This window comes from Streptomyces longisporus (assembly GCF_039532765.1).
GTDB classification, from domain to species: domain Bacteria; phylum Actinomycetota; class Actinomycetes; order Streptomycetales; family Streptomycetaceae; genus Streptomyces; species Streptomyces longisporus.
On record NZ_BAAASG010000008.1, the window covers coordinates 280,630 to 301,812 of the forward strand.

The 21,183-nt window shown below is 71.8% G+C and carries 19 protein-coding genes; 9 read left to right on the plus strand and 10 right to left on the minus strand.

The features are described from left to right. Positions 1-15 precede the first annotated feature (15 nt). The 4 genes from ABD355_RS18355 to ABD355_RS18370 all read right to left on the minus strand — a co-directional run bounded on the left by ABD355_RS18355 (position 16) and on the right by ABD355_RS18370 (position 4,071). Positions 16-1,287 (minus strand): MFS transporter, encoded by a 1,272-nt coding sequence (locus ABD355_RS18355; RefSeq protein ID WP_344401510.1) that lies wholly within the window; start codon positions 1,285-1,287, stop codon positions 16-18. A 223-nt stretch (positions 1,288-1,510) separates the two neighbouring features. Beyond that, on the minus strand, positions 1,511-1,792 hold the full coding sequence (locus ABD355_RS18360) for a hypothetical protein (protein WP_344401511.1): 282 nt from the start codon (positions 1,790-1,792) through the stop codon (positions 1,511-1,513). 102 nt (positions 1,793-1,894) lie between these two features. Continuing rightward, positions 1,895-3,475 (minus strand): glycerol-3-phosphate dehydrogenase/oxidase, encoded by a 1,581-nt coding sequence (locus ABD355_RS18365; RefSeq protein WP_344401512.1) that lies wholly within the window; start codon positions 3,473-3,475, stop codon positions 1,895-1,897. Beyond that, the gene (locus tag ABD355_RS18370; RefSeq protein WP_344401513.1) at positions 3,472-4,071 is read right to left on the minus strand and encodes a TetR/AcrR family transcriptional regulator; all 600 of its coding nucleotides are present in this window, start codon (positions 4,069-4,071) and stop codon (positions 3,472-3,474) included. Before ABD355_RS18370 ends, ABD355_RS18365 begins: the two co-directional genes overlap by 4 nt. A 95-nt stretch (positions 4,072-4,166) precedes the next feature. Here ABD355_RS18370 and ABD355_RS18375 point away from each other — a divergent pair, with 95 nt between their 5' ends. The 9 genes from ABD355_RS18375 to ABD355_RS18415 all read left to right on the plus strand — a co-directional run bounded on the left by ABD355_RS18375 (position 4,167) and on the right by ABD355_RS18415 (position 14,983). Continuing rightward, positions 4,167-5,765, plus strand: coding sequence for an FAD-binding oxidoreductase (locus tag ABD355_RS18375; RefSeq protein ID WP_344401514.1), 1,599 nt, complete (start codon positions 4,167-4,169; stop codon positions 5,763-5,765). Positions 5,766-5,816: 51 nt separating this feature from the next. Beyond that, the gene (locus tag ABD355_RS18380; protein ID WP_344401515.1) at positions 5,817-6,698 is read left to right on the plus strand and encodes a YegS/Rv2252/BmrU family lipid kinase; all 882 of its coding nucleotides are present in this window, start codon (positions 5,817-5,819) and stop codon (positions 6,696-6,698) included. Between the two features lie 229 nt (positions 6,699-6,927). Next, positions 6,928-7,380, plus strand: coding sequence for a flavodoxin family protein (locus ABD355_RS18385; RefSeq protein ID WP_344401516.1), 453 nt, complete (start codon positions 6,928-6,930; stop codon positions 7,378-7,380). 87 nt (positions 7,381-7,467) lie between these two features. Beyond that, positions 7,468-7,941 (plus strand): carboxymuconolactone decarboxylase family protein, encoded by a 474-nt coding sequence (locus tag ABD355_RS18390; RefSeq protein ID WP_344401517.1) that lies wholly within the window; start codon positions 7,468-7,470, stop codon positions 7,939-7,941. Between the two features lie 414 nt (positions 7,942-8,355). Next, complete coding sequence (locus ABD355_RS18395) at positions 8,356-9,942, plus strand: serine/threonine-protein kinase (protein ID WP_344401518.1); 1,587 nt, start codon at positions 8,356-8,358, stop codon at positions 9,940-9,942. Between the two features lie 91 nt (positions 9,943-10,033). Beyond that, a complete protein-coding gene (locus ABD355_RS18400) occupies positions 10,034-11,224 on the plus strand; it encodes a serine hydrolase domain-containing protein (protein WP_344401519.1) in 1,191 nt (396 codons plus the stop codon). An 81-nt stretch (positions 11,225-11,305) separates the two neighbouring features. Further along, positions 11,306-12,946 (plus strand): phosphoglucomutase (alpha-D-glucose-1,6-bisphosphate-dependent), encoded by a 1,641-nt coding sequence (gene pgm / locus ABD355_RS18405; RefSeq protein ID WP_344401520.1) that lies wholly within the window; start codon positions 11,306-11,308, stop codon positions 12,944-12,946. Positions 12,947-13,106: 160 nt separating this feature from the next. Then, positions 13,107-13,937, plus strand: coding sequence for a PP2C family protein-serine/threonine phosphatase (locus ABD355_RS18410; protein ID WP_344401521.1), 831 nt, complete (start codon positions 13,107-13,109; stop codon positions 13,935-13,937). A gap of 50 nt (positions 13,938-13,987) precedes the next feature. Continuing rightward, positions 13,988-14,983: an MASE1 domain-containing protein gene (locus ABD355_RS18415; protein ID WP_344401522.1), complete on the plus strand. Its 996-nt coding sequence runs from the start codon at positions 13,988-13,990 to the stop codon at positions 14,981-14,983. Between the two features lie 2 nt (positions 14,984-14,985). Here the strand turns inward: ABD355_RS18415 and ABD355_RS18420 are convergent, their stop codons facing one another. From ABD355_RS18420 to ABD355_RS18445, 6 genes are all read right to left on the minus strand, one after another. Beyond that, positions 14,986-15,453, minus strand: a complete 468-nt coding sequence (locus tag ABD355_RS18420; protein WP_344401523.1) for a hypothetical protein — start codon at positions 15,451-15,453, stop codon at positions 14,986-14,988. Positions 15,454-15,577: 124 nt separating this feature from the next. Continuing rightward, the gene (locus tag ABD355_RS18425) at positions 15,578-17,059 is read right to left on the minus strand and encodes an HAD-IA family hydrolase (protein WP_425585762.1); all 1,482 of its coding nucleotides are present in this window, start codon (positions 17,057-17,059) and stop codon (positions 15,578-15,580) included. A gap of 44 nt (positions 17,060-17,103) precedes the next feature. Next, entirely contained in the window at positions 17,104-18,180 is a 1,077-nt protein-coding gene (locus tag ABD355_RS18430; RefSeq protein ID WP_344401526.1) for an ABC transporter ATP-binding protein, read from the minus strand. A gap of 3 nt (positions 18,181-18,183) precedes the next feature. Then, positions 18,184-19,002: an ABC transporter permease gene (locus ABD355_RS18435; RefSeq protein ID WP_344401527.1), complete on the minus strand. Its 819-nt coding sequence runs from the start codon at positions 19,000-19,002 to the stop codon at positions 18,184-18,186. Further along, positions 18,987-19,889: an ABC transporter permease gene (locus ABD355_RS18440; RefSeq protein WP_344401528.1), complete on the minus strand. Its 903-nt coding sequence runs from the start codon at positions 19,887-19,889 to the stop codon at positions 18,987-18,989. The genes ABD355_RS18435 and ABD355_RS18440 overlap by 16 nt, the downstream gene beginning before the upstream one ends. Continuing rightward, positions 19,886-21,037, minus strand: coding sequence for an ABC transporter substrate-binding protein (locus ABD355_RS18445; protein WP_344401529.1), 1,152 nt, complete (start codon positions 21,035-21,037; stop codon positions 19,886-19,888). The genes ABD355_RS18440 and ABD355_RS18445 overlap by 4 nt, the downstream gene beginning before the upstream one ends. Positions 21,038-21,183: the final 146 nt, after the last annotated feature.

The window sequence follows — 21,183 nt, forward strand, 5'->3', positions numbered from 1 at the left end:
GGCCCCGCACCGCTGCTAGGCCGCTGCCCGCATCCGCCTGTGCATCTGGACACCCCAGACCAGCAGGGCCGCCAGGGCGATCGACACCACGGCCGTCGACATCCCGGCCTGGACGCCGACCCGCACGGTGAGGGTGCCTGCGACCAGGGCGCCGAGCGGAACACCCAGGCCCGAGGAGAGCATCCGGCGCGTGGTGTTGACCCGGCCCTGCAGCTCGGGCGGCGTCACCTCCTGGGAGTAGGTCATCGTGTTCACCAGGACGACGAGGTAGGCGGACCCCCATACGGCCAGGGCGACCAGCGTGACCCGCCAGTCCGAGCTGAGGACGACAGCCAGGCCGAGCAGGGCCCCGGCCGGAAGCACCCCCAGGAGAAGCGGGAACGCCTCGAAGCGACGCCGCAGCCGGGGCAGCAGGAAGGACCCGCCGATACCCCCGGCACTCCATGCCATGTAAAGCAGGCCGATCCGCCCATCGGAGCCGTGGATGCCCAGCACGCGGTCGGCGAAGACGACGAGCTGGCCGATGACGGCCCCGCCGGAGAAGGACTGCAGGGTGCCGACGACCGTCATCAGGCGCAGCGTCGAGTGATGGCGGAGGAAACGGAGCCCTTCCCGGACGGACTCCCTGAATCCCGGCCGTCGGCCCGCCGAATTGTCGGACGCGGAGGTATGTGTGACCGCCTTGAGGAGCAGCGCGGAGGCGGCGAAGGACAGGGCGTCCAGCGCCAGAGTGCCGGCCGGGCGGAACAGGACGATCAGGCCTCCCGCCACCGCGTTCCCTGCGATGTGTACGACGGTCTGCGCTCCGTAGACGGCGCTGTTGGCCTCGGTGAGCTTGTCCTTGCCGACGATGTCGGGGACGAAGCCGTACACCCCCGCGTCGAAGAAGAGGCCGAGAGCGGCTGAGGCGAAGGCCACGACGAGAACCTGGCCGCCGGTCAGGATGCCGAGGGCGGAGGCGGCCGGTACGGAGGCGATGCAGGCGGCGCTGAGCCAGTCGGTGACGATCATCAGGCGGCGCCGGTCGGTCCGGTCCGCCACGGTGCCCGCGATCAGCCCGAACACCACGTAGGGCAGGGTCGCCGAGGCCGCCACCAGCGAGACCATCAGCGGCGAGCCGGTCTTCTGGAACGTCAGCACGGGCAGCGCCACCGTGGTGACGGCGGAACCCAGACCGGAGATCACGCGCGAGAGCCAGAACCAGCGGAAGTCGGGGACCCGGCGCAGTGGGACGTCGGGTGCTTCCGGTGTCGGGTCGCCTAATTCCTTGCGGGGCAGGGAGGTCATCGCGGTCGGTGTGCCTTTCGGTGAGGTGTCGTCCGGCGCTTTCAACAGGAACCGGGCGTAAAACGCGTGACACCCCATCAGCAGGGTGCTGATGGGGTGTCAGATGGAGTGCGGTGTGTTTCGAGACGGAACCGGCCGCTGCGATGGCGGCCCGCGGCGTCCGCGCAGGCGGAGCGTATGCGAGGGGGTTCCGGAAACCGGCGAGATCATAGCAGGCGGCGGGTCAGCTCCGCTGCTGGGACTGCCGCACCGCCTGCTCGACCTCCGCCTCGACCTCGTTACGGGACCTGCCGGACTCCTTCGCATACTCGGTGACCGACGTCCGCGCCTCGCGGGCCAGGTCGCGCCAGGCGCGGCGGGCGGTCTCGTAGGTGTCGGCCTGTTGTCCGCTCCAGCCACCGGGCTGGGTCACCGGGCCGTACGAGTGCTGCAGCTCCTCGACCCGGAGGTGCGCCTCGTCGGCTGCGCGCTGTTTCTCGACCAGCTCGTCGAAGGTATGTGTCACGCAAATGGAGCATAGGCGCACATTTGCCATGTCGCGCGCCGAGCCCGGGGGCCCGAGCCGGCGCCGCCGAGCCGAGCGGATCGGCGGGCGGGCCGCGAGCTCTCAGCCCTGCCGGGACAAGGCCTCCCCGAGCAGTTCCCGCACGGTGTCCAGTGCCGCGGCGCGGTCGGCCGGCACCATGCCGATCCGGGTGCGGCGGTCGAGGACGTCGGACTCGTCGAGGGCGCCCTCGTGGCGCACCGCCCACAGCAGTTCGGCGGCGGTGACCGGATGGCCCGGCAGCACCCGCTCGCCCAGCCGCGGGTCGTTTGCGCCGAGTGCGAGCACGGCCGGTGCCTCGGTGCCGTAGCGCCGTACCAGATGGCGAGGTGCCTGCACCGCGTCGAGCGCCGGGGGGGATGCCGCGCCGACGAGCGGGAGGGAGGCCGTGGGGGAGGGGCCGGCGGGGAGGCGGCGGGCGGCGACGGCGGCGTCCACGGCGTCCTCGGCCATGCGCCGGTAGGTGGTGAGCTTGCCGCCGACCACGGTGATGACGCCCTCCGACGAGGTGAGCACCGCGTGCCGGCGGGAGATGTCCGCGGTCCTGGCCACGGCGCCGGAGCCGGCCTGCGGTGCGGTGTCCAGCAGGGGGCGCAGTCCCGCGAAGGCCCCGACGACGTCCTCGCGCCGGACCGGGACGTCGAGGACCGAGCCCAGGACGTCGAGCAGGAAGCCGATGTCCGTCTCGGGCGCCTCGGGCACGTCGGGGATGTCGCCCTCGACGGGTTCGTCGGTGAGGCCGACGTAGACGCGGCCGTCGCCCTGGGGCAGGACGAGGACGAAGCGGTTCGTCTCCCCGGGTATGGGGATGTGCAGGCCGGCCGGGAGCGGGCCGAGGTGGTCCGAGCGCAGGATCAGGTGGGTGCCGCGGGAGGGGCGGATGCGGATGCCGTCCACGAGGCCGCCCGCCCAGACACCGGAGGCGTTGATCACCGCGCGGGCCCTGATCTCGCCCTCCTCGCCGGTGAGTTCGTCGCGGACGCGGGCACCGGAGGCGGTCAGTTCCAGCGCCCTGACGCGGGTCAGGATGCGTGCCCCGTGGGCGGCCGCGGTGCGGGCGACGGCGGTCACCAGGCGGGCGTCGTCGACGAGGCGGCCGTCCCAGGACAGCAGGCCGCCGCGCAGCCCGTCGGTGCGCAGGGCGGGGGCCAGATGGCGGGTCTCCGGGGCGGAGAGCCGGCGCGGCGCGGGCAGCGTGGCCCGTGCGGTGCGGGCCGTCAGGCGCAGGGTGTCGCCGGCCCGGAAGCCGGCCCAGGCGAGCGCCGCCTGACCGCGGGAGACCAGCGGGGTCAGGGGCAGGAGGAACGGCTGCGCGCGGACCAGGTGGGGTGCCGTGCGCTCCATCAGCACGCCCCGCTCGACCGCGCTCTCGTGGGCGACGTCGAGCTGGCCGGAAGCGAGATAGCGCAGCCCGCCATGGATGAGCTTGCTGCTCCAGCGGGACGTGCCGAAGGCCAGGTCGTGAGCATCGACGGCGGCAACGCTCAGACCGCGCGCCGCGGCGTCCAGAGCGGCTCCGGCACCGGTGGCGCCGAGCCCGATGACCAGGACGTCCACGGCGGGGCCGCCGACGGTCTCGGCCAGTTCGCGCGAGCGGCGGGCGGCGGCCAGGGACGATCCGGGGGCGGCAGGGCTGGGGCTCATGGCGTGAGGGTCCTCTCCAGGATGGAGCGCAGCTCCGCGAGGAAGGCCGCGGAGGACAGCTCGACGTCGTCCTCGTCGGTCATGGTCCGCAGGGACAGGGTGAAGGACTGGACGATCAGCAGCAGCGAGCGGGCCTGACGCTCGGGATGGCAGACGCGGACCGACCCGTCGGCGTGCCCCTGCTTCAGACCGTCGGCCAGCAGTTCAAGGAGGGCGATCTGGCTGGCGCCACGACGGTCCAGCACATAGGGCAGGAGCAGCTCGGGATCGACGTCGACGATCTTGCGGAAGAGGGGATGGGCGCGGAAGGACTCCACTCCCGCCACCAGTCCCTCCACCAGCAGGCTGCGCGCGTCCGCCTCCGGTCTGCGCTCGGGTATCGCCCGCGTGGCCACATCGACCCACTCACGGGTCATCAGGTCTCCGACCAGCGTGCGCACATCGGGCCAGCGCCGGTACAGCGTCATCCGGGAGACGCCCGCGCGGCGGGCCACATCCGTGAATGTCGTGCGGCGGACCCCGACGGCCAGCACGCAGTCCCGCACCGCGTCGAGCACCGCATCACTGTCCGAGCTGTTGTGACGAATAGGCGTCATGTGTCACAGTGTAACGCCTCGGCGCCCCTCAGGGTCGTCCGAGGACGGAACAGCTCGAACGGAATCGCTCGAATCGACCGGTGAGGACGACAGGCATGGACATGCTGTGGAGCGGCTGGGGCGACCCGGCCAGGGCGACGCCGCTGCCCGACACGGTGATCGGGCTGTTGCGTGATCTGCTCGGCGTCAAGCCCCGCAGCGCCGAGCCGGTCGCCCTGGCGGACATCGCCGTGCCGGAAGGGCAGTTGGAGCCCGCGGTGCATCAGGCGCTCGCGACGGCCGTGGGCGGCGACGAGTACGTGCGCACCGACGCGGAGACCCGCATCCGGCACACGCGCGGAAAGTCGACCCCCGATCTGCTGCGCATCCGGGAAGGCGACGTCGAGGACACCCCGGCGGCGGTGCTGCTCCCGGCCGACCACGACGAGGTCCTTGCCGTGCTGCGCGCATGCGCCGAACACGGCCTGGCGCTCGTCCCGTTCGGCGGCGGCACCTCCGTCGTCGGCGGACTCGCCCCCGGAAGGCATGGCACCTTCGTAGCCCTGGACCTGCGGCGCATGGACGGCCTGCTCGCCCTCGACCCGGTTTCCCGCACCGCCACCCTGCAACCGGGCCTGCGCGCCCCGCAGGCCGAGGCGCTGCTCGCCGAACACGGCTTCACGCTCGGCCACTTCCCGCAGTCCTACGAGTGGGCCACCATCGGCGGTTTCGCCGCCACCCGCTCCAGCGGCCAGGCCTCGGCGGGCTACGGCCGCTTCGACGAGATGGTCCTCGGCCTCACCCTGGCCACCCCCGAGGGCACCATCGACACGGGCCGCGCCCCGCGCTCCGCCGCCGGACCCGACCTGCGCCAGCTGGTCCTCGGCTCGGAGGGAGCGTTCGGCGTGATCACATCCGTGACGGTCCGCATCCGCCCCCTCCCGCAGACCCGTGTCCACGAAGGCTGGCGCTTCGCCTCCTTCGAGGAAGGCGCCGCCGCGCTGCGCCGCCTCGCCCAGGACGGGCCGCGCCCGACCGTGCTGCGCCTGTCCGACGAGACCGAGACCCTGATCGGCCTCGCCCAGCCGGACGCGATCGGATCCTCCGACGCCCAGGCGGCCGCCGGATGCACGGCGATCGCCGGCTACGAAGGCACGGAGGACGACGTCTCGTACCGCCGCGAGCGCGCCACTGCCGTACTGCGCGAGTGCGGTGGTACGCCGCTCGGTGAGGAGCCCGGCGAGCGCTGGGCGCACGGCCGCTACTCGGCCCCCTATCTGCGCGACGCCCTGCTCGACGCGGGCGCCTTCGCCGAGACGCTCGAAACGGCGACCTTCTGGTCCCGCATCCCGGAGCTGTACTCGGCCGTACGCGACGCGCTCACCACCACACTCACCGAGGCCGGCACCCCACCCCTGGTCATGTGCCACATCTCGCACGTCTACGAGAACGGCGCCTCGCTGTACTTCACCGTCGTCTCCGCCCAGGGCGAGGACCCCGTCGCGCACTGGACCCGGGCCAAGCACGCCGCCAACGAGGCGATCCTCGCCACCGGCGGCACCATCACCCACCACCACGGCGTGGGCACCGACCACCGGGACTGGTACGTCCGTGAGGCCGGCCCGCTGGCCGTCGAGGCCCTGCGCGCCGTGAAGCGGCGACTGGACCCGGCCGGACTCCTCAGCCCCGGGGTCCTGCTCCCCCTCCACGACTGACCGTCACCCTTGTCCGGCCGTACCGACCCGTCCGTCCTCGGAGGCACACCGATGCGACAGTTCACCGCCGTCGTCAACCCCACCGCGGGCGGATCCACCTCGGCCGCCGCGCTGCTCGCCGTGGCCAGGCTGCTGCGGGAGGCGGGCGCCGAACTGCAGACCGAGTACAGCCGCAGCCTGGCCCACGCCCAGGAACTCGCCCGGCAGGCGGGCGGCAAGGGCCGGGTGGTGCTCGCCGTCGGCGGGGACGGCATGGCCGGCGGCATCGGTGGCGCCCTCAGCGGCACCGGAGCCGTCCTCGGCCTGGTCCCGGCCGGCCGCGGCAACGACTTCGCCCGGGCACTCGAACTGCCCACGCAGCCGAAGGAGTTGGCCGAGGTGCTGCTCCACCGTGAGCCGCGCGCCGTGGACACCATCGAGGTCGAGTCCGCCGCCCACGACCGCACCGTCGTCCTCGGCAGTGTGTACGCGGGCGTCGACGCCCTCGCCAACCGCCACGCCAACCACGCGAAACTGCTGCGGGGCGCGGCCTCCTACTACGCCGGCGGCCTCCGCGCGGTCACCACCTGGCGCCCCGCCCGCTACCGGGTCACCGTCGACGGCAAGGAACACCACCACACCGGCTACACCGTGGTGGCCGCCAACTCCGGCTACTACGGCTCCGGCCGCCTCATCGCCCCCGACGCCCGCGTGGACGACGGCCTCCTGGACGTGGTGATGATCAGCGAGGCGCCCCGGCGGCTGTTCTTCGCGATGATGAACGAGCTGAAGACGGGCAGCCACGTTCACCGGCCGCAGGTGCGCATCCTGCGCGGCAGGGAGATCACCCTCTCCGCCGACCGCGATGTGCCCTACGGCGCCGACGGCGAGGTCGAGGCCGTTCTGCCCGTCACGGTCAGAGTGCTGCCGGGAGCGCTGCGGGTGCTGTGCTGAGCGTCCCCGCGGATGCTCCGCAGCAAGGCGCTGCCCCTTTGCCGGGCCTACGCTCGCCCCGACCCGTGGCCGCTCCGCGAGTCCGTCGGCGTCGCGGAAGCAATTGACGAAGCCGTCTGAGCACTCCGCCCACTCCCGGAATCGGCGACGAGCCGACCGGCTCGCATCCGGCGCAAGGGACAGTCAGACCCAGGGCGAACCTTGCGTGATGCGGCACTAGGGTGCGGGTGTGCCCACCTTGCTGATCGTGCATCACACGCCCTCGCCCCACTGCCAGACGATGCTGGAGGCCGTCCTCTCCGGCGCCACCGCGCCGGAGATCGAGGGCGTCGAGGTCGTGCGGCGGGCGGCGCTTGCGGCAACGGCGTCCGACGTGCTGGCGGCCGACGCCTATCTGCTCGGCACCCCGGCCAACATCGGCTACATGTCCGGAGCCCTCAAGCATTTCTTCGACCAGATGTACTACCCGTGCCTGGATGCGACGCAGGGCAGGCCCTTCAGTTATTACGTGCACGGCGGGAGCGACGTCACCGGTGCGGTGCGCGGTATCGAGGCGATCACGACCGGCCTGGGCTGGCGCCGCACCGCGAAACCCGTCACCGTCACCGGGGAGCCCGCCAAAGCGGACGTAGAGGCCTGCTGGGAGTTGGGCGCGACGCTGGCCGCGGGACTGCTCGACTGAGATGCAGGTCACATTCGGGTGTGTCACAACGCGAAGGGCCGTGCCGTCAAAGAGGTGTAACCACCGACAACGGCACTGGAGCACACCATGGAAGCTCGTCTCAACCTCTTCGAGAACCCGGTCGCGGCCAAGCTCTTCCGGCACCTCAACGCGGCGGGCAAGATCGTCTCGGAGTCGCCGCTGCCGCTCGCGACGCAGGAGCTGGTGAAGCTCCGCGCCAGCCAGATCAACGGCTGCGGCATGTGCACCGACATGCACACCAAGGATGCCCTGGCCGCGGGAGAGGACCCCCAGCGTCTCCACCTCGTCGCGGCCTGGCGGGAGGCCAAGGTGTTCACCGACGCCGAGCGTGCCGCCCTGGAGCTGGCCGAGCAGGGCACCCGCATCGCGGATGCGGCCGGCGGGGTCACGGACGAGGCCTGGGCGAACGCGGCCAAGCACTTCGACGAGGACCAGCTCGCCGCCCTGGTCGCCACCATCGCCGTGATCAACATGTACAACCGCTTCAACGTCATCGTCCAGCAGCCCGCCGGCGACTACCAGCCGGGCATGTTCGGATGACGCCGACCATCTGACCCCCACCGGCAACGACAGACGGCCCGGGCGCTCTCGCCCGGGCCGTCGTCGAGCACTGCACTGCATGTTCTGGTGCCGAGCTTCATCCCCGACCTCAGCCGTCCCGCCCAGTCACCCGCCTCCCGGCACACCGGGTACCGCACATGGTGACGACCGCGGCTGTCGTCGTGGACCGCTTCAGCCTGCCTTCACCGCGACGGGCGCGCTGCTCAGCCTCTGCGGCGGGCTGCTGCGCTCGGTACCCCTCGTCGTGTTGTCACCGGTCGTCTCCGTCTGAGCCGGCCCGAAGTCCCGGGCGCCTACGGCGAGTTCAAGGTCCGCGTCCTGGTTCGGAGCCGCCGACTGACGCAAGCCCGCCAGGGTGCGGAGGCGGGTTTCGCGTACCTTATGCTCCTCGCCATGAGCGACGGGGACACCGACAGACGGGTCGTCGACGGCCGCTTCGAGCTGGAGTCCCGGCTCGGTGGCGGCGGCATGGGCACGGTGTGGCGCGCCCGCGACCTGCTGCTGCACCGCAGCGTGGCCGTCAAGGAGGTTCGGCCCGCCGACCCGGATCTCGCCGAGTACGACCCGGACTCCGCACGGATGCTGCGCGAACGTGTCCTGCGCGAGGGCCGCGCCCTGGCCCGGGTGCAGCACCCGAACGTCGTGACGATCCATCACATCGTCGACGGCGGCGAGGGCACCTACCCGTGGATCGTCATGGAACTGGTCGAGGGCGGTTCCCTCGCCGACCGCCTGGCCCGCGCACCGATGATGCCCGCCGAAGCCGCCCGCCTGGGCCGCGGCGTGCTCGACGCCCTGCGCGCCGCGCACGCCGCGGGCGTCCAGCACCGCGACGTGAAGCCCGCCAACGTACTGCTGCGCACCGACGGCAGGCCCGTCCTCACCGACTTCGGGATAGCCGCGATCCGTGACTCCACGGCCCTGACCGCCACCGGATCGATCATCGGCACCGCCGACTACATGGCCCCGGAGCGTGTGGCGGGCAGCGACGGCGGGCCCGCGGCGGACCTGTGGTCGCTCGCGATGATGCTGTACGTGGCCGTCGAGGGCCACCATCCGCTGCGGCGCGGAACGACCCTGGCCACGCTGGCCGCCGTACTGCACGAGGACGTACCACCGCCGAAGCAGGCCGGACCGCTGGCTCCCGTACTCGCCGCGGTGCTGGTCCGTGATCCCGGGGCGCGGCCGGAGGCGGAGACGGTCGAGCACATGCTGGCCGCCGCGGAGGAGGACGGACACGAACCCGCGGCCACCTCGTACCCCTTGGCGCCCCCGCTGAACGCAGTCCCGGCGCCGGTGCCGACCCCCTCCGAGACCGTCGTGCCCCGCCCCGAAAGCCAGGGCCGGATGCGCCGGGCCGCGCTCGCCTCCGTCGCGGCCGCTGCCGTGCTGGTGGGCGGCATCACCTGGGTGGCGTGGCCGGACGGCGGCGACAAGGCATCGGCGTCCCCGACGACCGGCGGGCGGCACACCACCCCCGGCACGACACCGGCGGACACGCCCCTGCCCAGTCCCACCACGAAACTCGCCACCGGCATGCTCACCCCCGACGGCATCCGCAAGGCGCTCCGGGCCATCGAGGACAGGACCGGCAGGGACACCTTCGGCGATCTCGCCGTCTACCCCGAGTACGTGTCGGTCAAGGCCATGGTCCCCGGCAGCCGGACCCGCTACGACAGCTACACCTACCGGCCCGGCAAGGGGGTGGAGAAGGGCACCCTCCCCGGCACCCTGATGGGCAAGCTCCCGGTCAGCCTGAAGAACTACCGCTGGGACAAGCTGCCCGCTCTCCTCACCCTCGCCGAGCAGAAGCTGGGCGTCGACAAGCCGGCGAGCCCCTATCTGCTCCTGCAGCCGCCGAACGAGTTCAACGACGACCCCGAGGCCTTCGAGGTCTGCCTCGCCGACAAGTACGCCACCGGCTATGTGCTGGCCAGCCCCCAGGGCAAGGTGCTGAAGGTGGTACCGGCCGACGGGTGAACCGTGGGGCCGTATGCAGCAGCCGGAAGAGCCGCACCCGGGGCACGGGGACAGGCTTGGCCTGCAACTACGGCCCGCCCCGGGAGACCTGATGCCCCTTCGCTCCACTCCGGCCCGTCCCTTCCCGCTCCGGACCCGACTGCGGGCGACCGGTGTCGCCGCGGTCTGCCTGGCAGCGCTCTGCCAGACCCCCGCGAGCACCGCCGCCACCCCCGCAGCACGCGGCAGCGACCTGCAGAACCAGCTCGAACAACTCGTCCGCGCCCCCGGCGGACCCCCCGGCGTCATCGCCGTGCTGCGCAGGGACGGGCACACCCAGGTCGTACGAGCGGGTGTCGCGGACCTCGCCACCGGACGCCGACCGAGCCAGTACGACCACATGCGCATCGCCAGCACAGCGAAGGCCTTCAGCGGAGCCGTGGCCCTGTCCCTGGTCGACCGGCACACCCTGCGCCTGAACGAGACCATCGGTGAACGGCTGCCACAACTGCCCAAGGCCTGGCACCGCGTCACCCTGCGGCAACTTCTCAACCACACCAGCGGACTGCCGGACTTCAGCGCGGCCCCCGAGTTCCGCAGCATCCTCGCCACCGACCCGCACCACCACTTCGACTCCCGGCGCCTGCTCGACTTCGTCGCCGACCAGCCCCTCAACTTCCGCCCGGGCAGCCAGTACCGCTACTCCAACTCCGACAACATCGCCGTCGCCCTGATGGCGGAGGCGGCGACCGGCACCCGCTACGAGCTGCTGCTGCGGAAGCTGGTCTACCGGCCGCTGGGCCTGCACGACACGACCCTTCCCCAGGGCTACATGATGTTCGAGCCCTATCTGCACGGCTACGACGTGACCCCACCGCCCCCGCAGGACGTCAGCGAGCTTCTCAGTGCGTCCGGCTCGTGGGCCTCGGGCGGCATCGTCTCCACCCCCGCCGACATGACCCGCTTCATCCGCGGCTACGCGGGCGGCGCCCTCTACGGCAAGAACGTCGTGCGCGAGCAACGGCGCTGGATCGCCGGAGCCTCCGAACCCGCGGGTCCCGGCAAGAACACGGCGGGCCTCGCCATCTTCCGCTACGCGACCCGCTGCGGCGTCGTCCTCGGGCACACCGGCAACTTCCCCGGCTACACCCAGCTCATCGCCGCCACCCCCGACGGCCGCCGCTCCCTGACCTTCTCCGTCACCACCCAGATCAACAAGTCCCAGACCCCGGCGCTGCTCAGCCGACTGCGCGCCGTCCAGGAGAACTTCGTCTGCGCGCTGCTGGCACGTTCGAAGCACTGACCCGCTCTCGCTGGCCGCCGCCATCACGAGGGAAGATGGGGCGGCAAGCGTTTTGGTCAACCGATGTGGAGGAGCGGGCACATGCAGCACGAGCGAGCGGGCAGCCCGGCACGCCCCGAGGACCTCGTCGACGTCGCCCGGCTGGTCACCGCGTACTACGCGCTGCACCCGGACCCGGCCGACCCGGGGCAGCGGGTGGCGTTCGGCACGTCAGGACACCGCGGATCGTCCCTGACGACCGCGTTCAACGACGACCACATCGCCGCGACCAGCCAGGCGATCTGCGAGTACCGCGCCGAGCAGGGCACCGACGGCCCGCTCTTCCTCGGCGCCGACACCCACGCCCTGTCCGAGCCGGCACGGGTCACCGCGCTGGAGGTGTTCGCGGCCAACGGGGTGACCGTGCTCATCGACAGCGCGGACGGCTACACGCCCACCCCCGCGGTCTCGCACGCCATCCTCACCCACAACCGCGGCCGCACCTCCGGCCTCGCCGACGGAGTGGTGGTCACCCCCTCGCACAACCCGCCCGCCGACGGCGGCTTCAAGTACAACCCGCCCAGCGGCGGACCCGCGGGCTCCGAGGCGACCTCCTGGATCCAGGACCGGGCCAACGAGATCATCGCGGCCGGACTGAAGGACGTACGGCGCATCCCGTACACCCGGGCGCTCGCCGCCGAGACCACCCGCCGCCACGACTTCCTGGGCGCCTATGTCGCCGACCTGCCGCACGTGCTCGACCTGGACGCCGTCCGGGCCGCGGGCGTGCGCATCGGCGCCGACCCGCTCGGCGGAGCCTCGGTCGCCTACTGGGGCCGGATCGCCGAACAGCACCGCCTCGACCTGACCGTGGTCAACCCGCTCGCCGACCCCACCTGGCGCTTCATGACGCTGGACTGGGACGGCAAGATCCGTATGGACTGCTCCTCGCCCTACGCGATGGCCTCACTGATCGAACAGCGCGACCGCTTCCAGGTCGCCACGGGCAACGACGCCGACGCCGACCGGCACGGCATCGTCACCCCGGACGCCGGCCTGATGAACCCCAACCACTACCTGGCCACGGCCATCTCCTACCTGTACGCCCACCGCAAGCAGTGGCCCGCCGACGCGGGCATCGGCAAGACCCTGGTCTCGTCGGGCATGATCGACCGGGTCGCCGCCGACCTGGGACGCCGGCTGGTCGAAGTGCCGGTCGGGTTCAAGTGGTTCGTGGACGGGCTGGTCGGCGGCTCGATCGGCTTCGGCGGGGAGGAGTCGGCCGGGGCGTCCTTCCTGCGCCGGGACGGCTCGGTGTGGACCACCGACAAGGACGGCATCATCCCGGCGCTGCTCGCCTCCGAGATCATCGCGGTCACGGGGAAGACCCCCTCGGAGCACTACGCCGCCCTCACCGCCCGCTTCGGCGAGCCCGCCTACGCACGCATCGACGCCCCCGCGACCCGACAGGAGAAGGCGCTGCTCGCCAAGCTCTCACCCGCGCAGGTCACCGCGGACACTCTGGCCGGGGAGGCGGTCACCGGGGTGCTCACCGAGGCCCCGGGCAACGGCGCGGCCATCGGCGGCATCAAGGTGTCCACCGAGAACGCCTGGTTCGCGGCCCGTCCCTCGGGCACCGAGGACGTGTACAAGATCTACGCCGAGTCGTTCCGCGGCCCCGACCACCTGCGCCAGGTGCAGGAAGAGGCCAAGGACGTGGTCATGGCGGCCCTCGGCGGCTGACCCGGACGCCACGGCCAGGAGTGCCGGAGCGCGGCAGGGCGGGTCGGTGAAGCCGCACGGCGGACTTCACCGACCGTCCTGTCGCGAACATCCCGTTAAACGCATAATCTGGGGATTTGCCCCGATGGGGCCATGGCCCACGGTCCCGCCGGAGTGATCAATGTCCCTCGAGCGTCCGACAGAGGACGGCGACGAATTGCTTGCCCGACTCGGGTCGCTGACCGCCCAGGCACGCGAACTCGCGGAGCTGCAGCGCTCCCGGGTGGAGCTGGCCCTCGCCCTGCAGCGCGGCATGCTCCCCCGAGACCTGCCCGCCGCCTGCCGCTACCACCTGGCCGTCCGCTACGCACCGGCCTGCCAGGGCCTCAATGTGGGCGGCGACTGGTACGACGCCTTCACGATGCCCGACGGCCGCATCGGACTGTCCATCGGCGACGTCCAGGGCCACAACACCGAGGCGGCCGCCTTCATGGGACAGGTCCGGGTCGGCCTGCGCGCACTCGCCTCCGTCACCGGCGACCCCGGCGAACTCCTCACCCGCACCAACGACCTGCTCCTGTCCCTGGGCACCGATCTCTTCGCCACCTGCACCTTCATACGGCTCGACCCGGCCACCGGCGTCCTGGAGAGCGCCCGTGCCGGACACATCCCGCACATCTGGGCCACGGCCGACGGACAGTGCGGCATCGCCGAGGACGAGGGCGGACCGCCCCTGGGCATCGCGGCAGGCATGCACTATCCGGTGACCCGCCACCGGCTCACCACCGGCGGTGTGTTCGTCCTGCTCACGGACGGCGTGGTGGAAGGGCCTTCGCTGAGCGTGGACGAGGGCCTCGCCCGGGTGGTGCAACTCGCGGGCAGCGCCGCAGTGGCCGGCATGGAGGCCGACGTCCTCGCCGCCGGCGTGATGAAGATCGCCGAGCGGGTCGGCCACGAGGACGACGCGGCCGTACTCGTCGTCACCCACGACGGTCCCGGCATTCAGCCATAGGGCCGGACCCGGCGCCTCCCGCCTCGCCGAGCGGGCGGCCCCGGTGTCTCATGTCAGCTGTGGTGGGTATCCAGGAGCTGCGCCGACCGGCCGTCCACGCCCTCCAGACGTCGGCCGTCGCTGCCTGCTACTTCGCCGCCGGGCGGCTGGGACTACTGCGGCAGCTCGTCGTCGAGGGCGCCGTCGTCACGCCCATCTGGCCGCCGACGGGCGTCGCGGTGGCCTGTCTGCTGCTCTTCGGCCTGCGCGTCTGGCCCGGGATCGCGCTCGGCGCGCTCCTCGTCGTCATGTCCATCAGCTCGGTCCAGCCCGCGGTGACCGGCACCCTCGTGGGCAACACCGCCGCGCCCGTCTGCGCGTACTACCTGCTGCGCAAGGTCGGCTTCCGTACCGACCTCGCCCGGTTGCGGGACGGCTTCGCGCTGGTGTTCCTGGCCGCGCTCACCGCCACGCTGATCAGCGCGACCGCCGGCGCCGGCCTGCTCGTCCTGACCGGCAAACTCGCCACGGACGGCTTCTGGCTGGTCTGGTCGGCGTGGTGGGCCGGCGATGCCATGGGCGTCCTGATCGTCACCCCGGTCCTGCTGGCGCTCTACGGCGCGCGTCGCCACCGCTGCGCGCGGCGCTGGAAGGAGGCCGTGGCCCTGGCCCTCCTGACCTGCGTCCTCGTCCCCTTCGCCATGCACAGCTCCGTGGGCCTGCTCTTCCTGGTCTACCCGCTCCTGATCTGGGCTGCCCTGCGCTTCCAGCTCGCGGGCAGCATGCTGTGTGCCCTCTTCGCCTCCGTGATGGCCACCATCGCGGCGACGGACCGGGTCGGGCCCTTCGCCCGGCTGACCGGCGTCGAAGTGATGATCAAACTCCAGGCCTTCAACGGCGCGATGGCGCTGACCGCGCTGCTCCTGTCAGCCGTGATCACCGAGCAACTGAACACCAGGCGGTCGGTGGAGCAGGCCTGCCAGGAACTGGTCGAGGTCCTGGAACACCTCACCGCGGGGGAGAACCCGCAGAGCCGGCCGCCCATGGAGCTGGACGACCGGCACTGACCTCAGTTCCACAGCGGATACGTCACCGTCGGCGCGAAGGTGTCCGGCCTGCCGGCCGGGTATTCGAGGGTCATCCGGCTGTAGTGCTGCAGGTGCGGGTGCTTCTTCCAGGGCTGCGCCCGGTCGAGCCGGACGACGACCGGGTAGGAGTGGAACTTGCCCGCCGCGCAGTAGGGCTTGCAGTCGTTGACGATGTTGACGCCCTCGGCCGTTGCCGAGGCCGCGCCCCACGTGGACCAATGCAGCGCGGCCAGGCGGCTGTTGCCGTCACCGCAGGCAAGGATGAAGTCGACGGGGCGCACTTCCGGGTGGAAGAGACAGTCGACGAGCACGGGCACCCTGGCCTGCTGCCGTGCGGTCTGCGAGGCCGGCGGGGACGCCGGCCGGGCTTCGGAGGGCGCGCTCGCCGCCGCCGCGAGCGAGGCCGCGAAACAGAGCGTGACCGCCGTACTCAGTGTGTGCCTGCGCATGTCCGCTCCCCGCTGCCGTCTCCTACCGACGCTATGACGCTGTGACGCCAGGACTCGTTCCGACGCTACGACTGCGGGCAGGAATACACCACTCGGATGGAGCAACGACAGGGCTCTCGATGCGTCACTCCCGGAGGCTGAGGGCGAATGTGGTGAGGACCGCCGCATGGTCCGAGGGCCAGTCGTTGCCCGCGACGTCCGGCCATGCGCACGGGACGCCGGTGACGACGGTGCGGGAGTCGACGACTTCCAGGCCGTGGCCGTTGTGCAGGACGTAGTCGATACGGTCCTGCGGTTCCGGGCGGGTGACGTCGTCCTCGTTGCGGGTGTGGACCGGCGACCAGGTGTGGCCCGGTGCGCGGACCGGATCGGGATGGGCCTCGCGGTAGGAGTCGCGCAGCCCGGCCTCCTCGGCGGCCCTCGTCACCGGCCAGGCCACGTCGGGCCAGTCCAGATGGGAGGGGCAGTTGAAATCACCGGTCAGGATCACGGGGGTCGTCTCGTCCGCCGACTCCGCGATCCGGCGCAGGGCCTCCCGCATCTGGGCCAGCCGTACGTCTTCGTGGGCGATCAGCTCGGCCGGTCCCAGCCCGTCGAAGGCCGCCTCGTACGGGCCGTACGGCGTGTAGTGCAGATGCGCCGTCCAGACGTCCACCTCGTGGGCGCGGCCGATGCGGATGCGGGCGCCGGCCGCTCCGTAGAAGCCGACCTCGGGGTCGCCGAGGGGGGCCGTGATGGGGTGGCGGCTGATGATGCCGAGGTTCTCGCCGGCCTGGTGGTGGTGCCAGCCCAGCGCGTCGGCGAGTTCCCGGGCCGCCGTACCGGCCGTCTCCTGAAGGCCCACGACATCGGCCTCGGTGTCCAGGATGACCTTGAGCTGTTTGGCGCGGTGGTCGTCGACCTTCGCACCGCCGAGCCAGAGGTTCCAGCTCAGCACCCGTAGCCGGGGGACCACCAGGGCCCGCAGCCGGTCCGGGGTCACCTCCTCCAGGCTGGCCACGACCGTCCGCCCGGGAGCCGCCTCGATCGGCGCCAGCGACGGCACCGCCAGCACCGCGCACCCTGCTGCCTCCGCGGAGCTGACCCCCGTCGGGGTGTCCTCGACGGCCACACAGCGGGCCGGGTCGACGCCCAGGGCGCGGCTGGCCGCGAGGTAGGGGTCGGGGGCGGGCTTGGTGTGCTCGGTGTCGTCCGCGGTGACGGAGACATGGAAGCGGTCGGCGCCGAGCACGGCCAGGACGCTGTCGGCCACCGCGCGGGGCGAGGCGGTGACCAGGGCCGTCGGCACGCCCTCGCGGGCCAAAGCGTCGAGGAGGCCCAGCGCGCCGGGACGCGGCACGATGCCGGTGCGCACGCGGTCGCCGAACTCGGAGTGCAGCCGGTCGGCGAGATCCGGTGCCCCGGTGAGGGCGCCCAGCCAGTCGGCGGTGTGCTCGACCGGCCTGCCGAGGACCTCCGGCTGGTCGGCCTCGGTCAGCGGCCGGCCGAGGCCCGTGGCCACGTACTGCACCGCCTCCCACCACAGCCGCTCGGTGTCGACGAGCGTGCCGTCCATGTCGAACAGGACGGCCTGGAGAGGGGGTTGGGTCACGGTCTCTTCTTTCATGTGGGGGGATGTCCTGGATGTCCTGCGGGGGAGTGTCCGGCGTCTCACGCCGCCCGCTCGGCGACCAGCACCGGGCGCTCGGGCAGCGACACCCGTACGGTCGCTCCGGCTCCCAGCGCGGCGGCCTCGTGGGTGGGCAGGTCGGCCTTGACCTCGGTGCCGTCGGCCAGGCGTACGGTGATGCGGGTGGCGGCGCCGAGGAACGCGGTGGCGATCACCCGGGCGTCACCGGTGGCGTCCGCGGTGACATGCACGGCCTCGGGCCGCACCAGCACGTCCACCTCCGCCGCCGCGGGAAGGGTCCCCTCGGCGGGCAGCCGCAGGCCCAGGACGTCCACGGTCGTCCCGGACAGGTGCCCGGGGATGCGGCTCATCGTGCCGACGAACTCGGCGACGAAGGCCGTGGCCGGACGACCGTACAACTCGGCAGGTTCCGCGCACTGTTCGAGCCGCCCGGCCCGCATCACGGCGACCCGGTCGGCCACGGACAGGGCCTCTTCCTGATCGTGCGTCACGAACAGGGTGGTGATGCCGAGTTCCTGCTGCAGCCGCCGGATCTCCTCGCGCAGCGTCAGCCGCACCTTGGCGTCCAGCGCGGACAGCGGCTCGTCCAGCAGCAGCACGCGGGGCCGCAGCGCGAGCGCGCGGGCCAGCGCGATGCGCTGCTGCTGGCCGCCGGAGAGCTGGTGCGGAAACCGGTCGCCCTTGTCGGCGAGACCGACCAGCTCCAGCAACTCGGCGGCCCGGGAACGGCGTTCGGCCGTGCGCACCTTGCGCATCCGCAGCCCGAAGGCGACGTTGTCGAGGGCGCTCAGGTGAGGAAAGAGGCTGTACGACTGGAAGACCATCCCGGCGTCCCGGCGGTGGGCCGGCACCTGGGTGACGTCCTCGCCGTCGACCAGCACCTCTCCGGAGTCGGGGTGTTCGAACCCGGCGAGCATGCGCAGTGCGGTGGTCTTGCCGCAGCCGGACGGGCCCAGCAGTGCCAGGAACTCTCCCGGCTGCACGGTCAGGTCGAGCCCGTCCAGGGCGACGGTCGCCCCGAACTCCCGGCGCAGACCGCGGAATTCGACCGTGGCGGCCTTGCCGACGGCTGTCTTCTCAAGGGTGGTGGCGGTCATGGTTCATCCTCGGGACGAAGCGGTACGGGTCCGCCCGCCGAGGCCGGCGAGCGTGAGGAGCAGGGCCCATGTGACGAGCAGGCTGAGCACGGACACGGCGACGGACAGCTGGGCCTGCGAGCCGCCGACGCTGTAGATCCACACGGCGAACGGCTGGAAGCCCAGCAGCTGGGCCACGGTGAACTCACCGAGCACCAGCGCGAGCGTGAGGAACGAGGCGTTCAGCAGCGCCCCGCGCAGATTGGGCAGGACCGCCCGCACCAGCGCCTGCGGCCAGGGGGCCCCGCAGCTGCGGGCGGCTTCGACGAGGGTGCGTACGTCGATGGCGCGCAGCCCCGAGTCCAGCGCCCGGTAGACGAACGGCAACGCCATCACGACGTACGCGAGGACGAGCACGAACGGGAAGCTCGGGTTCTGCACCGCCACGAAGGTCTCGAACAGCGGGGTGCGCGAGAGGTATTCGGGACCCCACTTCAGCACGGTGGCGATGCCGGCGACGAACGCGATCGGCGGCACGACCAGCGGCAGCGAGCACACCACCTCGACGACCGGCCGCAGCCGGGGCGCGGCGAGCCTGAGCGCGACCATGGCAGGGACCATGAGCAGCAGGACGATCGCGATGGTGGCGGCCGCCAACTCCAGCGAGAGCAGCAGGCTGGAGGTGAAGCCGTCGGTGGAGACGATCTGGCTGTAGGCGTCGAAGGTGACGCCCTGTCCCGGCACGTCGACCGTGAAGATCACGGAAGCGGCGAGCGGGACGAGGAAGTACAGGGCGGCGAGGCCGAGGACGACCCACCGCCACGGGTTCAGGCGTCGAGCCATCGCGCGCTCCGTCGTTGCAGGGGCAGGTACACGGCCATGACGAGCCCTGCGACCAGGACCATGTCGAGGCTGAGGGCGAGGGCCACGTTCTCCTGGCCGACCAGCACGTTGCCGGAGATGGCGTCGGCGATCTGCAGGGTGACCAGCGGGACCGAACTGCCCACCATGGCCGCGGCGGTGGCGTACGCGGCGAACGCGCTGCCGAAGAGGAGCACGAACCCGCCGAGCAGCGACGGCATCAGCACGGGCAGGGCGACGTGTCGCCAGTACTGCAGGGCGGTGGCGCCGTTGTTCTGGGCGGCCTCTCGCCACTGGGAGCGCAGACCCTCCAGGGCGGGGGTGATGGTGAGGACCATGAGGGGGATCAGGAAGTACAGGTAGACGATGACCAGGCCCCAGAAGCTGTAGAGGTCCCAGCCCCTGTCCGCGAGGTGCAGGTGCTTGGTCAGCACGCCCGCGTTGCCCAGGGTGGCGACGAACGCGAAGGCCAGCGGGACACCGCCGAAGTTGGCGAGCACCCCCGACGCGGTGAGCACGGCCTCGCGCAGCGCCCGGAACCGGGACGTGACCACGACCTGCGCGAGGGGCAGCCCCAGGACGGTTCCGATGCCGGCCGAGACGGCGGACAGTTTGACGCTGCCGAGCAAGGCGGTCAGATAGGCGCCCTGCAGCGAGGCCGTGAGGTTCTCGGTGCTGTACGAACTGGCCCCGGTGGCCTGGTCCTTGACGCTGAACGCGCCGTTCAGCATGGCGATGGCGGGCACCCCGAAGGCGACCGCGACGAACACGAGCAGCGGGACGACGGCGAGCCAGCCGGGGACCCGGCGCCGCCGCTTCACCGAGGTGAGCGGCGGCGCCACGTCCACGCCCGTGAGGGTGGCCGTCATCCGGAGACGGCCTTCGCCCAGCCCTGCGCGATGACCGTCTTGGCCTTGCTCTGCTGGGCCTCGGACGGGAAGGAGGGCGTACCGGAGACATCGGGCAGCTTGGCCGCGGCCGTCTTGTCGAGGGTGCCGGCCTTCTCCATGGCCGTCATCAGCGCCGGACGGGCGTAGCCCTTGAGCCACAGGTTCTGGCCCTCGGTGCTGTACAGGTACTCCTGCCACAGGCGGGCGGCCGCCGGGTGCGGGGCGTCCTTGTTGACGGCCTGCGAGTAGTACTGGGAGAACTGGCCGTCGGACGGGACCGCCACCTTCCAGTCGACGCCCTTGGACTTGAACTCGTCGGCGTAACCGGCGTTGAGGTAGTCCCAGTCGATGCTGATCGGCGTCTCGCCCTTCTCGACGGTCGCCGGAGTGGACTCGACGGGCGTGTAGTTGCCGTTCTTCTTGAGCTTGGCGAAGAAGTCCAGGCCGGGCTGGATGTCGTCGAACGATCCGCCGTTCGCGAGCGCGGCCGCGTACACGCCGCCGAAGGCCGAACCCGACTTGGTGGGGTTGCCGTTGAGGGCGACCTGCCCCTTGTACTGCGGCTTCAGCAGGTCCTTGAAGGTGGTCGGACAGGTCTTGACGCGCTTGGCGTCGCAGCCGATGGAGATGTAGCCGCCGTAGTCGTTGTACCAACGGGCCTGCGGGTCCTTCTGCCCGGCGGGGATGTCGGCGTACGAGGTCACCTTGTACGGCGCGAGCAGGCCCTGCTGGGCGGCGCTGAGGGCGAAGGAGCTGCCGAGGTCTAGGACGTCCGGGGCGCGGTCCTGACCCTTGCGGGAGGTGACGGCGTTGATCTCGTCCTGGCTGGTGCCGTCCGGGTTCTCCACCTCGACCTTGATGCCGTACTTCTTCTTGAAGCCGTCGATCAGGGCGCCGTAGTTGGCCCAGTCGCGGGGCAGCGCGATCGCGTGCAGCGTGCCCTCCTTCTTGGCGGCCTTCACCAGGGCGTCGAGACCGCCGAAGTCGGCGGCGGAAGTGGCGGTGGCGGCGTTCTTGCCGCCGGCGGTGGTCGACGCGTTGTCGGGAGCGGCGCCGCAGGCGCTCAGGGCGAGTGCGGCTACGACGGCGAGGGAGCCGGCCAGGGCGGCTGTTCTCGGCTGGGACACGGTGACTCCAGAAGGGGGCGCAGGGGAGGACGCACAAGGCTGAGAACTTGTCTGAACAAGTTGGCCTCAGTAATGCCGTCTGTGGTGACCACTTCGTAAACAGTGGCGAAATTGTGACCTCCCATTCCCTGCACAGTTCGGGGCAA

Coding starts and splice junctions, on each gene's coding strand:
- ABD355_RS18420 (WP_344401523.1), bottom strand. CDS start 15,453: ATGCGCAGGCACACACTGAGTACGGCGGTCACGCTCTGTTTCGCGGCC.
- ABD355_RS18435 (WP_344401527.1), bottom strand. CDS start 19,002: ATGGCTCGACGCCTGAACCCGTGGCGGTGGGTCGTCCTCGGCCTCGCC.
- ABD355_RS18390 (WP_344401517.1), top strand. CDS start 7,468: ATGGAAGCTCGTCTCAACCTCTTCGAGAACCCGGTCGCGGCCAAGCTC.
- ABD355_RS18355 (WP_344401510.1), bottom strand. CDS start 1,287: ATGACCTCCCTGCCCCGCAAGGAATTAGGCGACCCGACACCGGAAGCA.
- ABD355_RS18415 (WP_344401522.1), top strand. CDS start 13,988: ATGTCAGCTGTGGTGGGTATCCAGGAGCTGCGCCGACCGGCCGTCCAC.
- ABD355_RS18400 (WP_344401519.1), top strand. CDS start 10,034: ATGCCCCTTCGCTCCACTCCGGCCCGTCCCTTCCCGCTCCGGACCCGA.
- pgm (WP_344401520.1), top strand. CDS start 11,306: ATGCAGCACGAGCGAGCGGGCAGCCCGGCACGCCCCGAGGACCTCGTC.
- ABD355_RS18425 (WP_425585762.1), bottom strand. CDS start 17,059: ATGAAAGAAGAGACCGTGACCCAACCCCCTCTCCAGGCCGTCCTGTTC.
- ABD355_RS18375 (WP_344401514.1), top strand. CDS start 4,167: ATGGACATGCTGTGGAGCGGCTGGGGCGACCCGGCCAGGGCGACGCCG.
- ABD355_RS18440 (WP_344401528.1), bottom strand. CDS start 19,889: ATGACGGCCACCCTCACGGGCGTGGACGTGGCGCCGCCGCTCACCTCG.
- ABD355_RS18410 (WP_344401521.1), top strand. CDS start 13,107: ATGTCCCTCGAGCGTCCGACAGAGGACGGCGACGAATTGCTTGCCCGA.
- ABD355_RS18365 (WP_344401512.1), bottom strand. CDS start 3,475: ATGAGCCCCAGCCCTGCCGCCCCCGGATCGTCCCTGGCCGCCGCCCGC.
- ABD355_RS18395 (WP_344401518.1), top strand. CDS start 8,356: ATGAGCGACGGGGACACCGACAGACGGGTCGTCGACGGCCGCTTCGAG.
- ABD355_RS18370 (WP_344401513.1), bottom strand. CDS start 4,071: ATGACGCCTATTCGTCACAACAGCTCGGACAGTGATGCGGTGCTCGAC.
- ABD355_RS18430 (WP_344401526.1), bottom strand. CDS start 18,180: ATGACCGCCACCACCCTTGAGAAGACAGCCGTCGGCAAGGCCGCCACG.
- ABD355_RS18380 (WP_344401515.1), top strand. CDS start 5,817: ATGCGACAGTTCACCGCCGTCGTCAACCCCACCGCGGGCGGATCCACC.